The organism is Bradyrhizobium sp. DOA1 (assembly GCF_001593325.1).
GTDB lineage: Bacteria > Pseudomonadota > Alphaproteobacteria > Rhizobiales > Xanthobacteraceae > Bradyrhizobium.
The window spans coordinates 1,329,040-1,344,519 of the sequence record NZ_JXJM01000001.1 but is presented as its reverse complement, the minus strand read 5'-3'; the positions used below and the strand labels follow the sequence as shown (position 1 = coordinate 1,344,519).

Annotated in this window: 12 protein-coding genes and 1 pseudogene; 2 read left to right on the top strand and 11 right to left on the bottom strand. The window is 65.0% G+C overall.

Going from position 1 to position 15,480, the window contains the following annotated elements; all coding sequences use genetic code 11:
* The 8 genes from SE91_RS06210 to SE91_RS06175 all read right to left on the bottom strand — a co-directional run.
* Positions 1-771, bottom strand: a 771-nt coding sequence (locus SE91_RS06210; RefSeq protein WP_197489429.1) for an enoyl-CoA hydratase-related protein, incomplete at its 3' end; no start/stop codon positions are given.
* A gap of 2 nt (positions 772-773) precedes the next feature.
* A complete protein-coding gene (locus tag SE91_RS06205) occupies positions 774-2,057 on the bottom strand; it encodes an acetyl-CoA C-acetyltransferase (protein ID WP_061846961.1) in 1,284 nt (427 codons plus the stop codon).
* Entirely contained in the window at positions 2,057-4,324 is a 2,268-nt protein-coding gene (locus SE91_RS06200) for an acyl-CoA dehydrogenase (RefSeq protein WP_061846960.1), read from the bottom strand. The genes SE91_RS06205 and SE91_RS06200 overlap by 1 nt, the downstream gene beginning before the upstream one ends.
* Before the next feature lie 172 nt (positions 4,325-4,496).
* On the bottom strand, positions 4,497-5,120 hold the full coding sequence (locus tag SE91_RS06195; protein WP_061851004.1) for a flavin reductase family protein: 624 nt from the start codon (positions 5,118-5,120) through the stop codon (positions 4,497-4,499).
* A gap of 177 nt (positions 5,121-5,297) precedes the next feature.
* On the bottom strand, positions 5,298-5,897 hold the full coding sequence (locus SE91_RS06190) for a TetR/AcrR family transcriptional regulator (RefSeq protein ID WP_008561065.1): 600 nt from the start codon (positions 5,895-5,897) through the stop codon (positions 5,298-5,300).
* A gap of 34 nt (positions 5,898-5,931) precedes the next feature.
* A complete protein-coding gene (locus SE91_RS06185; protein ID WP_061846959.1) occupies positions 5,932-9,069 on the bottom strand; it encodes an efflux RND transporter permease subunit in 3,138 nt (1,045 codons plus the stop codon).
* 263 nt (positions 9,070-9,332) lie between these two features.
* Complete coding sequence (locus SE91_RS06180; RefSeq protein WP_061846958.1) at positions 9,333-10,439, bottom strand: efflux RND transporter periplasmic adaptor subunit; 1,107 nt, start codon at positions 10,437-10,439, stop codon at positions 9,333-9,335.
* 213 nt (positions 10,440-10,652) lie between these two features.
* Positions 10,653-11,996, bottom strand: coding sequence for an MFS transporter (locus SE91_RS06175; protein ID WP_008561081.1), 1,344 nt, complete (start codon positions 11,994-11,996; stop codon positions 10,653-10,655).
* Positions 11,997-12,075: 79 nt separating this feature from the next.
* Between SE91_RS06175 and SE91_RS06170 the strand changes: the two are divergent.
* Positions 12,076-12,503, top strand: a pseudogene (locus SE91_RS06170) (ribosomal maturation YjgA family protein).
* Positions 12,504-12,584: 81 nt separating this feature from the next.
* On the opposite strand, the gene SE91_RS06165 reads toward SE91_RS06170, so the two are convergent.
* The 3 genes from SE91_RS06165 to SE91_RS06155 all read right to left on the bottom strand — a co-directional run bounded on the left by SE91_RS06165 (position 12,585) and on the right by SE91_RS06155 (position 14,452).
* On the bottom strand, positions 12,585-13,745 hold the full coding sequence (locus SE91_RS06165; RefSeq protein WP_061846957.1) for a winged helix-turn-helix domain-containing protein: 1,161 nt from the start codon (positions 13,743-13,745) through the stop codon (positions 12,585-12,587).
* A 125-nt stretch (positions 13,746-13,870) separates the two neighbouring features.
* Positions 13,871-14,029 (bottom strand): hypothetical protein, encoded by a 159-nt coding sequence (locus SE91_RS38130; RefSeq protein ID WP_349540734.1) that lies wholly within the window; start codon positions 14,027-14,029, stop codon positions 13,871-13,873.
* Between the two features lie 186 nt (positions 14,030-14,215).
* Positions 14,216-14,452 carry a hypothetical protein gene (locus SE91_RS06155; RefSeq protein ID WP_061846956.1) on the bottom strand — a complete coding sequence of 79 codons (237 nt, stop codon included), beginning with the start codon at positions 14,450-14,452 and terminating at the stop codon, positions 14,216-14,218.
* Positions 14,453-14,827: 375 nt separating this feature from the next.
* Here SE91_RS06155 and SE91_RS06150 point away from each other — a divergent pair, with 375 nt between their 5' ends.
* Positions 14,828-15,469, top strand: coding sequence for an OmpA family protein (locus SE91_RS06150; protein WP_060737880.1), 642 nt, complete (start codon positions 14,828-14,830; stop codon positions 15,467-15,469).
* The last annotated feature ends 11 nt before the right edge of the window (positions 15,470-15,480 follow it).

Here is a 15,480-nt window from a genome sequence, read left to right as displayed (position 1 = left end):
CGCAGCCTTCGCCGTCTCCGAGCGCATGCGCTTGGCGAGCAGCCCGCGCACGAGGCCGGCATTCGCCGCGCGGGTCAAGAGACCCGGCCGCGCCCGCTTCAGGCGTCCGAACAGCGCATCCTTCACCGCGCCCTGGACGTGACGCTCCTGCGTCACGGTGTCGACGAGGCCAAGCGATTTGGCGCGGCGTGCATCGACGGTGCGGCCGGTCAGCATCAGCGCCATCGACTGGACCGGATTGACCAGCGCGGTGAAACGCGCGGTGCCGCCGAGGCCGGGATGCAGGCCCAGCATCACCTCCGGGAAGCCGAAGCGCGCGCTCTCGATGGCGATGCGCGACTGGCAGGCGAGCGCGACCTCGAGCCCGCCGCCGAGGCAGAAGCCGTGGATCACAGCGACCGTCGGCAGCTTCAAGGCTTCGAGATGATCGACTACCGCGTGCGCGGCACGGATCCGCGTCTCCACCATGTCAGGGTCGGACGCGCCACGGAATTCGTTGACATCAGCGCCCGCGATGAAGCCGGACGGCTTTGCCGAGCGGATCACGAGGCCGGCCGGGCGCTCGGTCTCGATCGCCGCGAGCACGGCATCGAACTCCTCCATCACGTCCGCGGACAACGTGTTGGCACTGGTGTCGGCGCGGTCGAACAGCAGCCAGGCGACGCCGTCGGTATCGCGCGTCAGCTTGAAGTGCTGGTACGGGCTGTCCGTCGGCGTGGGCCCGAGCTCCAGGACGCGGTCGCCAAGCGCGGTCATGATCTTGGAATCCATGGTCACACCGCCTCGATCAGCATGGCCCCGCCGAGCCCGCCACCTATGCATTCGGTGGCGACGCCGCGCCGCGTGCCAAGCCGCTTCATCGCGTTGACGAGATGCAGCACGATGCGGTTGCCGGAAGTGCCGACGGGATGGCCGAGCGAGATGGCGCCCCCGTCGACGTTCAGCCTCTCGCGCTCGATCTCGCCGGCCGCGCCGTCGAGGCCGAGAATCTCGCGGCAGAACTTGTCGTCGTTCCAGGCGGCGAGACAGCCCAGCACTTGCGTCGCAAACGCTTCGTTCAGCTCCCAGGTCTCGACGTCCTTGATGGCGAGGCCGTTGCGCGTCAGCAGCGGCGTCGCCGACATCACCGGGCCAAGGCCCATGATGCTCGGATCAAGCGCCGCCCAGTTGCTATCGACGATCGCAGCCTTCGGCGTGAGCTTGTGCTTTGCGACCGCTGCGTCAGATGCCAGGATCACCCAGGAGGCGCCGTCGGTGATCTGCGAGGAATTGCCTGCGGTGACCTGGCCCCAGGGCCGCTCGAACACCGGCCGCAGTTTCGCCAGCGTCTCCGCCGTCGAGTCCGGGCGCACGCCGTCATCATGGTCGAAGTACTTGCCGTCGCGAGAGAACGCGGTCTCCAGCTCGCCCTTGAGAAAGCCCGCGCTTTGCGCATGCGCGAGCCGGCGATGGCTCTCGGCCGCGTAGGCATCGGATTGTGCGCGCGTGATGCCGAAGAGATGGCCGACGACCTCGGCGGTCTGGCCCATGTTCAGCTCGGTGACGGGGTCGGTCAGCCCGCGCTCGAGCCCGATGATCGGCTTCAGATCGCGTGGACGCAGCTTGAAAGCTGCAGCAAGCTTGGCCGCCACGCCTTTGGCGGTGGCAAGCCCGGCGAACCAGCGCACGCCGGAATTCGGCCAGACCAGCGGTGCGTGGCTGAGCGCCTCGGTGCCGCCGGCAAGGATCATGTCCGCATGGCCCTCGCGGATGTAGCGATAGGCGGTGTCGATCGACTGCATGCCGGAGCCGCAATTGATCTGCACCGTGAAGGCAACCATGTCCTCGCCCATGCCGAGTCGGAGCGCAGCGACACGCGCCGGGTTCATCTCGTCGGCGATCACGTTGACGCAGCCGAGGATGACCTGGTCGAAGCTATCGGGCGAGAACGGCTGCCGCGCCAGCAGCGGCCGGCCGCATTGCACGGCGAGATCGACCGGCGTGAACGGCCCGGGGCCCGAGCGCGCCTTCAGGAACGGCGTCCTGCTGCCGTCGACGATGAATACCGGTCGTGCCATCAGCTCGCCGCCCTCTGTTCACCGAGTTCCTGGAAGAACTGATGCACGTCGCCGGATTTCTTGTAAATCGGCGACAGCGCCTCCGGCGCAAAATCATCGACTTCGATGACTTCAGTGACGGCTGCGCGGGCGGCGGCGAGCTGCTCGCCCTCGGCCTGCGTGATCACGCCCTTGGTCACCGCCTCCTTCCAGTCGCGCAACTGCGCAGCGCGCATGCGCTTGGCGATGGCGTCGGTGGCCGCGACCAGCTTGAACGCGCGCTCCAGCCGGGCAAAGCCGCCGTCGTCGTCGAGATAAGCGAGGTCCGGCGTGAGGCGTTCACGCGCTGCGGAGGGCTCCAGCACGATGCCGGCGCATTGGTGCACGACGCGGTCGGACGGGCCGAGCACGCGCGCGCCGAACGGCTGGACCACCAGCTTGAGGAAGCCGGCAACGAAGCGGTTCGGCAGATTGGCGAGGATTTCGGCCACCCGGTTTTCGATGGTCTTGAAACCCGTCGCCATGCACCATTCCAGCGCAGCGAAATCCTCCTTCTGCCGTCCCTCGTCCTGCCAGCGCTTCAGCGCCGCCGAGAGCAGATAAAGCTCCGACAGGATGTCGCCGAACCGCGCCGACAGCATCTCCTTGCGCTTGAGTGCACCGCCGAGGGTCAGCAGCGCCATGTCGGCGCAGAGCGCGAAGGCGGCGGAATAACGCGACAGCTGGCGATAGAATGGCGTCGCGTCGCCGGCGTCGGGCGCCAACGCGAAGGCGCCGAAGGTCCAGCTGCGGCCGAAGGCGCGGAACAAGGTCCGGAAGCTGTGGCCGACGTGTTTCCAGAATGCCTTGTCGAACGCGGTGAGCCCGCGCTCGCGATCGGCATCCGCGAGCGCATTCATCTCGTCGAGCAGATAGGGGTGGGCGCGGATGGCGCCCTGCCCGAACACGATGAGATTGCGGGTCAGGATGTTGGCGCCTTCCACGGTGATGCCGACCGGCACGGCGCGATGGAGATTGCCGAGATAGTTCTGCGGGCCGTCGATCACGGCCTTGCCGCCGTGGATGTCCATGGCGTCGTCGATCGCGGTGCGCATCCGCTCGGTCGCGTGCAGCTTCATGATGCCGGAGATGACGGCAGGATGAATGCCGGCATTCAGCGCGGCGCAGGTGAGCCGCCGTGCCGCATCGAGCTGGTAGGCGGTCGCGACGATGCGCGCGAGCGGCTCTTCGACGCCCTCGAATTTGGATATGGAGATGCCGAACTGCTCGCGGATGCGGGCATAGGCACCGGTGGTGCGCGCGGCATAGGCGGCACCGGCAGCGGAGAGCGACGGCAGCGAGATGCCGCGGCCGGCGGCGAGCGCGGTCATCAGCATCTTCCAGCCTTGCCCCAGCCGTTCCTTGCCGCCGATGACATAGTCGAGCGGGATGAAGACGTCGCGGCCCCAGTTCGGGCCGTTCTGGAACACCTGCATCGACGGCAGATGGCGCTGGCCGATCTCGACGCCGGGCAGATTGGTCGGGATCAGCGCGACGGTAATGCCGAGCTCTTCCTGGCTTCCCACGAGGTGGTCGGGATCATAGGCCTTGAAGGCGAGACCCAGCAGCGTCGCGACGGGGCCGAGCGTGATGTAGCGCTTGTGCCAGTTGAGCCGGAGGCCGACGACCTCGCGGCCCTCGAACTCGCCCTTGCAGATGATCCCGGTGTCGACCATCGAGGCGGCATCGGAGCCGGCCTCGGGGCTGGTGAGGCCGAAGCACGGAATGTCGCGGCCGTCGGCGAGGCGCGGCAGCCAGCGCGCCTGCTGCTCCTTTGTGCCGAAGCGCATCAGGAGCTCGCCCGGGCCGAGCGAGTTCGGCACCATTACCGTTACCGCCGCCGCGATCGAGCGGGTCGAAATCTTGCGTACGACTTCCGAATGCGCATAGGGCGAGAAGCCGAGGCCGCCGAACTCCTTCGGAATGATCATGCCGAAGAATTTCTCGCGCTTGACGAAGTGCCAGACATCCGGCGGCAGGTCGCGCCACTCCCAGAAGATCTTCCACTCGTCGAGCATGGCGCAGAGCTCGTCGACGGGGCCGCTGAGGAAGGCCTGCTCCTCCTCGGTCAGCCTGGCCTGCGGCACCTTCAGCAGCTTCGACCAGTCGGGATTGCCGGTGAAGAGATCGGCGTCCCACCAGACGTCCCCGGCCTCCAGCGCCTCGCGCTCGGTGTCGGACATCGCCGGCAGCACGCCGCGCGCCCAGGAGAAGATCGGCTTTGTGATTTTGTCGCGGCGGAAGCTCATGGCGGACCTCATGCATCGGCGCGGATATCTGGCATTTTAGCGGAAAGTGGCCGGGGGAAGTGAACACTTCGCCTGCAGAATGCAGCCAATTGACGCGGCCGGGCGACCGCCCCGACCATAACGGCCGGGGCGTGCGGGCAGTTCCGGGCAGCTGGGGAGGGAGCCGGCCGGCCTAATCCGGCCGCACCATCTCGAACATGTTTTCCGGCTTGATCTCGAAATAGTCGCCGCGGCGGCCGGCGCGGACGATGGGACGGGCGGCTGCGGTCTGGTAGACGCCGTCCTTGATCAGGGCCTGGTTGATGTGGACGGCGACGACCTCGCCCAGCGTCAGCCAGGCGTCGGCCTCCTTGCCGTCGGCGCCCTTGAGGCGGACGATGTCGGACACCTTGCATTCGAAGGCCACCGGGCTCTCGGCCACGCGCGGCACGTTGACCAGCCTGCCGGCAACCGCAGTGAGACCCGCGACCTCAAATTCGTCGACCTCGGGCGCGACATGGGCGGCGGTCGCGTTCATGTGCTTGGCGAGATCCATGGTGGTGAGATTCCACACGAACTCCCGCGTCTGCTCCATGTTCGAGACCGTGTCCTTCCAGTTGGTGGACGAAAATCCGATGATCGGCGGCACGTAGCAGAACGCGTTGAAGAAGCTGTAGGGCGCGAGATTGACGTGGCCATTGGCGTCGCGCGAGGAGATCCAGCCGATCGGCCGCGGCGCGATGATGGCGTTGAAGGGATCGTGCTTGAGGCCGTGGCCCTTGGAGGGTTCGTAGAAATAGAGGTCTTTGTCGGTCACGCTGGCTTTTCCCTGATCGTCATTGCGAGCGCAGCCAAGCAATCCAGAATCCCTCCGCGGAAACGGTCTGGATTGCTTCGCTGCGCTCGCAATGACGGAGTGTGTTGCTCCGTCCTGGTCCGCCGCCGGCCGGTCAGCGCGGGGCGGCCTGCTTATAAAAGGAAACCCGCCGCTCCGTCAGTGCCGCGGCGACAGACCCGCGATGACGAAATCGATCATCTGGTCGATGTTCGGGCCCGGCTTGGTGGCGCACTGGGCGATCATCTGGGGGTGGAAGAACCGTATCATCGCGGTGCAGGCGCACAGCGAAGCCAGTTGCAGGTCGGGCGCCTCGAACTCGCCGGAGGCAACGCCTTGCGCGATCATCTGGCCGATTACCCCGGCAATGCACTCCATATGGGCGACGCAGACGTCCCAGTCCTCCTCCATCGCGATGGCGACCATCTCATGCAGCTTGTTGTCGCCGACGTAGCGCTCGGTGTTCATGCGATTGATGGTGGTGAGCAGCTCGCGGAAGCGCTCCGGCACCGGACCGGGCCTTGCCACGATCCGTTGCGCCTCCAGCTCGACCTCGCCCATCAGCGAGCGCGCCACCGCCTGATGGATCGCCTTCTTCGATTCGAAGAAGCGATACACGTTGGCGGGGCTCATCCTGAGCTCCTTGGCAATGTCGCCGACCGTGGTCTTCTGGTAGCCGATCTGGCGGAACAGCCGCTCGGCCACCTCGAGGATGCGATCCCGGGTGTCGACTTCGATATGTTCCGAAATAAGGGCCATCAGTCAGGACTCGTTGGTCAGCACTTCATCTCACTTATTCAGCCGCTTCAGCAAGCGGAATTGCCGGATGCTCATCGCTGCCATGCTGCGGCGCGGCAGGCTGCTCGGGGGTGCCCGCTTCGTCCAGGCTCTTCCTGAACCACAGGGCATAAAGGCCCGGCAGGTACAGCAGCGTCAGGAAGGTCGCCACGAACAGGCCGCCCATGATGGTGATCGCCATCGGGCCCCAGAAGGCCGAGCGCGACAACGGGATCATGGCAAGGATCGCGGCCAAGGCCGTCAGCACCACCGGCCGGGCGCGACGGACGGTCGCCTCCACGATCGCCTCGCGCCGGGTCATGCCATGGGAGACGTCAGTCTCGATCTGGTCGACCAGGATGACGGTGTTGCGCATGATCATGCCGGCGAGCGCGATCAGGCCAAGCAGCGCCACGAAGCCGAACGGGGCGTTGGCGACGTTGAGGCCGAGCGAGGCACCGACGATACCGAGCGGCGCGGTCAGGAACACCAGGATCAGGCGCGAGAAGCTCTGCAGCTGGATCATCAGCAGCGTCAGCATCACCATGACCATCACCGGGAAGAGGACGAAGATCGAGGCGTTGCCCTTGGCCGATTCCTCGAAGGCGCCACCCGGCTCGATCCGGTAGGCCGGCTCGAGATGATCAATGATCGGCTTCAGCTTCGGCGTGATCTGGCCCGTGACGTCGGGCGCCTGCACGCCGTCGACGACGTCGGAGCGCACGGTGATCGCCATGTCGCGGTTGCGCCGCCACATGATCGGCTCCTCGTGCGCATATTCGATCTTGGCGATCTGCTGCAGCGGCACCGCCACGCCGTTGCGCGAAGTGATGGTGAGATCGCCGACGCCGCCGAGGTCGAGGCGTTCGGACGGGATTGCACGGGCGACCACGCCGACCTTCTCGATGCCGTCGCGCACGGTCGTGACCTGCGAACCCGAGATCAGCATCGCCAGCGCCTGCGAGACGTCCTGCGGGGTCAGGCCCATGGCGCGGGCACGATCCTGGTCGACGACGAGCTTGAGGTAAGGTGACTGCTCGTTCCAGTCGAGCTGGACGTCCTTGACGCTCTTGTTTTGGCGCATGACGTCGCGGACCTGGTAGGCGATCTCGCGCACCTTGTTGGCGTCGGGCCCGATCACGCGGAACTGGACGGGGAAACCGACCGGCGGGCCGAAATTGAAGCGGTCAACGCGCACGCGTGCTTCGGACAGTAAGCCCTCGGCAGCCGCGTTCTCGATCTTGGCCTTGATGCGCTCGCGCGCCTCGACACCCTTGGCGACGATGACGATCTCGGCGAAGGCCTCGTTCGGCAGCTGCGGGTTGAGGCCGAGCCAGAACCGCGGCGAACCCTGGCCGACATAGGCGGTATAGGTCTCGATATCCTTGTCGTCCTTGAGCAGCGTCTCGGCCTTCTTCGCGGCCTTCTCGGTGACGTTGAAGGCGGTGCCTTCCGGCAGGCGCAGCTGGAGGAACAGCTCGGGCCGCTCTGACAGCGGGAAGAACTGCTGCTGCACCTGGCCGAAACCGACGATCGAGGCGACGAAGACGCCGACGGTCGCGACCACCACGGTGATGCGGTGATTGACGCACCATTGCACGATGGCGCGCAGGCCCCGGTACATGCGGGTCTCGTAGACCGCGTGGGGATCGTGATTGTGGTGCGCCTTCATCTCGGGCAGCAGCTTGACGCCGATATAGGGCGTGAAGATCACCGCCACGAACCAGGAGGCGACCAGCGCGATCGCTACGATCCAGAAGATGCTGCCGGCATATTCGCCGACCGCCGAATTGGCAAAGCCGATGGGGAGGAAGCCAGCGGCCGTGACCAGCGTTCCCGTGAGCATCGGAAACGCAGTTGATTCCCAGGCAAAGGACGCCGCGCGCATGCGGTCCCAGCCCTGCTCCATCTTCACCACCATCATCTCGACTGCGATGATGGCGTCGTCGACGAGCAGGCCGAGTGCGATGATCAGCGCACCCAGCGTGATGCGGTGCAGGTCGAGCGACATCGTGTTCATGACGATGAAGACGATGCCGAGCACCAGCGGCACCGACAGCGCGACCACGATGCCGGTGCGCCAGCCGAGCGCCAGGAACGAGACGAACAGCACGATGACCAGCGCTTCCATGAAGGAGTGCACGAACTCGCCGACGGCGTGTTCGACGACCTTGGGCTGGTCGGCGATCAGCTTGACGTCGATGCCCTGCGGCACCGCCTTCATGAAGTCGGCGGTGGCCTTCTCGACCTCCTTGCCGAGATCGAGGATGTTGGCACCCTTGGCCGTGACAACGCCGATGCCGATCGCGGGCTTGCCTTCCTGGCGGACGACGAAGCTCGGCGGATCAACATAGCCATGGGTGACGGTGGCGATGTCGCCGAGGCGGAACACGCGGCCATTGCTCTCAACCGGAGTCTCGGCGACCGCCTTGGCGCCGTCGAGCGCGCCGGTGACGCGCAGCGGCACGCGTTGCGAGGAAGTCTCGACCGTGCCGGCCGGCGTCACGTTGTTCTGCTTGGCCAGCGAATCGAACAGCGCCTGCGGCGTGATGCCGAGGGTAGCGAGCTTGGCGTGGCTGAACTCGACGAAGATGCGCTCATCCTGGTTGCCGTAGACGTCGACCTTGGTCACGCCGGGCACCTTCAGCAGGCGCTGGCGGAAGCCTTCGGAGACCTTCTTGAGCTGGGCATAGTCGGCGCCGTCGCCGGTCATCATGTAGAGGATGGAATCGACGTCGGAGAACTCGTCATTGACGACGGGCCCGAGAATGCCTGAGGGCAACTGGCCCTGCACGTCGACCAGCTTCTTGCGCAGGAGATAGAAGAGATAGGGCACGTCCTTCGGCGGGGTGTTGTCGCGGAAGGTCACCTGCAGCGCGGTGAAGCCCGGCTTGGAATAGGTCTGCACCTTCTCGAAATAGGGCAGCTCCTGGATCTTCTTCTCGATGGGATCGGCGACCTGGGTCTGAATCTCCTGCGCGGTCGCGCCCGGCCACATCACGGAGACGTTGACCACCTTCACCGTGAAGAACGGATCCTCGGCGCGACCGAGCTTCTCATAGGAGAAGTAGCCGGCGACGCCGAGTATGATCATCAGGAAGAGAACCAGCGTCGGATGGCTGACGGCCCAGGCTGAAAGGTTGAAGCGCTTCATCGCACTCTCCGAAAGACGATCCAATTGCCAAAACGACAGCCGCTCTGTTCAAGGCGTCGTCGCGAGGCAGCGAAGCAATCCAGGGGGCTGGGCAAGGTTCTGGATCGCTTCGCCGCTTCAGCCTTTGCATTTGCGCTCGGGCCGAAACTCACCTCACAAGGACGTAACTCACTTTCCACGTCGTTCCGGGATGGTCCGAAGGACTAGACCCGGAACCTCGAGATTCCGGGTTCGCCCCTCGGGGCGCCCCGGAATGACAGAAGTTAAAAGGACAGTGACGAGACGATCCGCACCCTCTGGCCCGGATCGAGCTTCTGCACGCCGAGGGCGACGATCTTGGCGCCCTCGTCGACGCCGCCGGTGATGACCACGTCGTTGCTCTCATAGGACTTCACCATGACGGGCTTGAGCGTGACGCCCCCGTTGTCGTCGACGACGTAGAACGACGGCTTGCCGCCCTCGTTGAACAGCGCCGACAGCGGCAGGCGGGCGACGCGCTCGCTGACGGCGTCCGACAGCGTCAGCGTCGCGGTCATGCCGAGCGCGACCTTGTCGTCCGCCTCGGGCAGCGAAAACTTCGCGAGATAGGTGCGCGTGGCCGGATCGGCCGCAGGCGCGATCTCGCGCAGCCTGGCCGTGTACTTTTTGCCCGGCTCGGACCAAAGGGTGACGCTGGCGACGCCCGACTTGGCGCGCCCAACCAGCGTCTCAGGAATCGCGACGACCGCTTCCTTCTCGGCAAAGCGGGCGACGCGGATCGAAGCCTGGCCCGCGGCGACCACCTGGCCGGGCTCGATCAGCGTTGCAGTGACGACGCCACGGGCGTCGGCGTTGAGCGTCGCGTAGGAAAGGGAATTCTTGCTCAGTTCGAGCGCGCGCTCGGCGCGGTTCAGACGCGCGCGGGCTTCGTCTGCGGCGGCCCGGCTCGAATCCATCTGCGCGTCCGTGGTCCAGCCCTTGGCCTTCAAATCCTTGGCGCGCTGCTCGGCGGCGGCGGCCTGGGCCAGCACGCCGGTCGCGGCGGTCTGCTCGGCCAGCGCCTGCTCGGCCTGGAGCTTCAGGTCGACCTCGTCGAGGGTCGCGAGCGGTTGGCCGATCTCGACGGTCTGGCCGACCTCGACCAGGCGCTTTGCGACCTTGCCGGCGACGCGGAAGCCGAGGTCGCTCTCGATCCGCGGCCTGACGGTGCCGACGAAGCTCCGCTCCGGCGTCTCGGCGTCGTAATGGGCCGTTGCGACCAGAACCGGGCGCGGCGGCTCGGCCTTTTCGGCCACGGTGTCATTGCACCCGGCCAGCGCGGCGGCCATCAGGGCCAGCGACGCACCCGCCAAAAGCCTGGAATAGCTGGACAATACCGACCGGACGAACATCGAAGGACACTCCCTGCAGCTCGAATGAGAGGAATGTCGACTAATCACTGATAAAAGTCAATAATCGTCAGTCCTCAGGAAAGCGTGATCGTTAAAGGCTGGTAAGGATTCGGGGGGTTGGCAGGAGTGCGATTGTCAGGCGGCGCGGCATGGGGCGGGCGCGAAGCGTCGTCGGGCCCACCCTACTGCTGGCTTTCGCCAGGACGACGTCGGTTACCGCCCCTCTCCGGCGAACTCGTGCTTGCTGTCGTGGCCGCCGACGAAGACGAGGATGCCGGCGATCAGGGGCAGCACGGCGAGCACCAGCAAGCCGTGTGAGGTCTGGCCGGTCGCTTCCTTGACCCAGCCGATCAAATAGGGGCCACCGAAGCCGGCGAGATTGCCGATCGAGTTGATCAGCGCGATGCCGCCGGCCGCCGCGGTGCCCGAGAGCCATGCCGTCGGCAACGTCCAGAATACGCCGAAGACGCAGAACACGCCGATGGCGGCGAAAGTCAGCGCCACCATCGTCATGGTGGGGTCGGTGAGATAGCTGGAGATGGCGAGCGCGATCGCGATCAGGATCATGGGCGCACCGACATGCATCACGCGCTCACGGGTGGCATCCGAGTGCCGTGCCCACAGGATCATCGCGATCGTGCCGAACAGATACGGAATCGCGGTGACGAAGCCGGTCTGCGCATTGGTGAGACCGAACGCCTTGACGATCTGCGGCAGCCAGAACTGCATGCCGTAGAGCGCGCCGACGAAGCCGAAATAGATCAGACTCAGCATGATCACCTTGGGCGAGGACAGCGCCTCACCCAGCGTCAGATGCTTCGCGGCCTGCTTGGCGGCGGTCTCAGCATCAAGCTTCGTCTTGAGCCAGGCTTTCTGCTCGGCCGAGAGCCAGTCCGCCTTCTCCGGCCTGTCGGTCAGGTAAAACCAGGTGACGATGCCGAGCAGCACCGAGGGGATGCCCTCGAGAATGAACAGCCACTGCCAGCCCTGCAGGCCCATCAGGCCGTCGAGCCCGAGCAGCAGGCCCGAGATCGGAGCACCGATCACGGTTGAGATCGGCACCGCGACTGCGAAGGCTGCGAGGAAACGGGCGCGATATTCCGCCGGATACCAGTAGGTGAGATAGAGGATGATGCCGGGGAAGAAGCCGGCTTCGGCGACGCCGAGCAGGAAGCGCAGGATGTAGAAGCTGGTGACACCGCTCACCATCGCCATCAGCGCCGAGATGATGCCCCAGGTCACCATGATGCGGGCGATCCACCGGCTCGCGCCGAATTTCTCCAGCGCGAGATTGCTCGGCACCTCGAAGATGAAATAGCCGATGAAGAAGATGCCGGCGCCCCAGGAGAAGATCAGCGGCGTGAATTTCAGCTCGGCGTTCATGGTCAGCGCGGCGAAGCCGAGATTGACGCGATCTAGATACGAGAAGAAGTAAGCCAGCACCAGGAAGGGAATCAGGCGCCAGGAGATGGCGCGGATGGTCGAGGTCTCGATTTCGCTTTTGCTGACGTTGTTGGCACCGCCGGCGGAACCGGCGTAAGTGGTGGTCTGGCTCATGGCGTCCCCCGGGTTGTTGCTTTTTTAGGGCTGGGTGGCGGTTTTGAGCATCGCAGGCGAAGAGTCAATGGAGCGAGCAATGCACGGAGCGCAGCCGCATCACCCTGTGGCGCCGCAGTGGACATCGCTGGTCCGCGCCGCCCTCGCGCTCGCGATCATCGTCTGCGGGCTGTCCTTGCGCTGGTTTGGCTTTCCACTCGGCCTGCCCGCTTTCGTGGTGAAGTACGGCGGCTCGCTATTGTGGGCGACGATGGTGTTTCTGCTGGTCGGGGTTATGCTGCCGCGGCTGACGCGGACGCAGATCGCGGCAATCGCGGTTGTGATCGCGGTCGTCGTGGATTTTCGCGGCTGGTGCACACGCCGTGGCTCGATGCATTCCGGCTGACGACGGCCGGCGCGTTGCTCTTGAGGCGTATCTTTTCGCTGTGGAATTTGGTGGCCTATGCGGTCGGGATTGTATTTGGCGTTTGGATCGATCGTCTCGTCCAACTGCGCAGGGTGGGTTAGCGCAGCGTTACCCACCTCTTCTGCATCACGGAAACAGACGGTGGTGGGTTACGCTGCGCTAACCCACCCTACGGTCTTCCCTCACTCGGCCAGTTGAAACCGCTCGAAGCGATCGAGCTCGTCCTCGATCATGCGCTTCAGCTCCTTGCGTCCCGCCGTCTTCTTGCCCTGCCCGACCCAGGTCCATTTCTGCATCAACAGCGTCTTGGCCTGCCGATCGGTCTTCAGATCAAGCGCGGCGACGATCTCGTCGCCGACCAGGACCGGCAACGCGAAATAGCCGAGCTTGCGCTTGGCCTTCGGCACATAAGCTTCGAACAGATGGTTGTAGCCGAAGATGAGATTGGTGCGCTTGCGCTGGATGATCAGGGGGTCGAACGGCGAGAGGATGTGAACGAGATCGGCCGACACCTCGTGCGGCTCCAGCGCTGCGGGCGAGGCCCAATGTTCCTGCTTGCCGGCGCCCTCGAGCGCGATCGGCAGGAGTTCGCCGCGGCGGACGCGCGAGGCGATCAGGCTTCCGACCGCCTTCTTGCGGGGAGCATCGAGATGGCAGATCGAATCCAGGCTGACCACACCCTGCGAGCGCAGCGCGCGGTCAAGCAGATAGGCCGCGATCTCCTTCGCGGACGCCGGCTTCGGCAGCTTGTCCCAGCCGAAATGCCGCGTCATCAGCTCATAGGTCTTGAGCATGCCCTGACGGGCGCTGATGGTCACGGCACCGGTATAGAAAGCGAGCTGCAAGGCCCGCTTCGAGGGCTTTCGGCTCTGCCACAGATGCTCCTTCTCAACCAGCTCATCATCGTCGATGTCGCGGATCGTCAGGGGACCGGCGCGCAGCAGCCGCATGACCTTGCGCGTGTCGGCCGGCTTCACCGAGGCGAACCATTTGTGCCCCTCGCGCCGGTGCTCGCGCATCGCCGGCAGGAAGAAGCGGAAGTCGGTCGCCGGCACGTAAGAGAGCGCATGCGTCCAGTATTCGAACACGCTCTTGTCGACGCTCTGGGCCTGGCGCAGGTCGGCGCGGCGGTAGGACGGAACACGGCTGAACAGGATGTGGTGGTGGCAGCGCTCGATCACATTGATGGTGTCGATCTGCACATAGCCGAGATGGGCGACCGCATCCGCCACCGCCTGTGCGCCTTCGCCGAACGGGGCGCGCTGATCCAGCCGCTGGGCATGCAGCCAGATCTGCCGGGCCTGTGTCGTCGAGAGGGGGAGAGGTTTCGGGGCGCGGGACATTGCGGGAGGCAATGTAGCGGGATTCGCGCCGGGAAAAAGGGAGACGGCAAAGCAGCGGCGTCACGAAAAAGCCGCGCTGCCATCTGCTGCCAGCGCGGCCGATCACGCAAGATTGGCGCGAGGCCTTACTTCATCGCCATCGACTTCTCGGCGTTCATGTAGTGCTTGCAGGCGCCGCGCATGTTGCCTTTGCTCATGTCGGAATTGGCCGAGGCCATCGACTTCCTCGCTGCCATCTTGCCCGGCGTGTCTTCGCCGCCCAGTCCGGCAACGAGCTTTGCCATGTTCGCGCTGGTGCATGCCATCTTGGCGGCGGATGCTGGAGACAGAGCAAGTGCAACGAACGTTGCCGCGAGCAACAGGGACTTTATCAATTTCTCCTTCCCGGAAACGAAGCCGGCTACATGCCGGCCAACGCAGCATCTATCTTTCCGGGACAACGGCTCGCAGAGAAGATATTTTCGTTGCGCTCAGCGTGCGGCTTTTGGGCGCTCCCCGACGCTGCCGGTCGCCACATCGGGTTCACACGACGCCTTGCCGCGCCCCTCCGACTGGCAGCGGTAGACGTTGCCGGTGAGACGATCCACCAGCCAGATGTTCTCTTCGGTCGGCCCCTCCAGGCCGACATAGCGGGAGGTCAGCCCCGTGATCAACGTCGACAGCAGGATCGCAACCGCGATCATCGCGGCACCGATATAGATGGGCATGGAACTCAGGGTCACTGTCCGATCCGGCGGGCCGCTGCGATAGAATGGGTAGTCACGCTGATAGTCGCTCGACCTCGGCACGGGATGGAACTCGGCTCCTGTCGCGAACGGATTTTCGAATGATTGAAGCCTGCTAGGCGGGCATCTGGACGAATTCTTGTTCGCGCGCGGGCCGCGAGGCGACGCCTTTGCGACGATCAGAGCACGCGGGTTTCCGGGAACCCAGGGAGCCGGTTCGAGCAAAGGATCTCGGCAGAAGCACAGTGACTTCCTGCCGGCGAACTTGAATGTGACCAAGATCACATCAAGGCCTTTGAACCTGCCCTAGGCTCGCAGCATCAAATCGCCATCAGGCGTAACAGCGAGGATATGACGATGACCCGTTTTGATAAGTTCTTTGGACTGAAGGCGATGACTCTTGCCGCCGCGCTGTCGATGACGGCGGGCCTGGCCCTGGCCGGCGACAACAACGTTTCCACCGACAAGATCCTGGATGCTTTGAAGCCCAAGCCGGCAACCCGCGGCCTGTCCGTCGGTCCGCAGACCGACACGACCGCGCAGGCCAAGGAGGCAACCTTCCTGAACACCGTGCGCAACCGCTCGACCCGGTCGCTCTCGACGGGCGAACGCGAGCAGATCGCCGAGCTCGCCGCGACCAAGCCGAAGATCGATCTGGAGATCCAGTTCGATTACAACTCGGCCGACATCGCCAAGACCTCGATGGCCTCGGTGCAGGCGCTCGGCAAGGCCCTGTCGGATCCGGCGCTCAAGGGCTCGACCTTCGTGGTCGCCGGCCACACCGACGCGACCGGCGGCGAAGAGTACAATCAAGGTCTCTCCGAACGGCGCGCCGACACCATCAAGAAGTACCTGATGCAGAATTACGGCCTCAACGGCACCGACCTCGTCACTGTCGGCTACGGCGAGACCAAGCTGAAGGATACCGCCAACGGCGCCGACCCGATGAACCGCCGCGTCCAGGTCGTGAACATGGACACCAAGACCGCGTCGAAATAACTCTTCCAGCC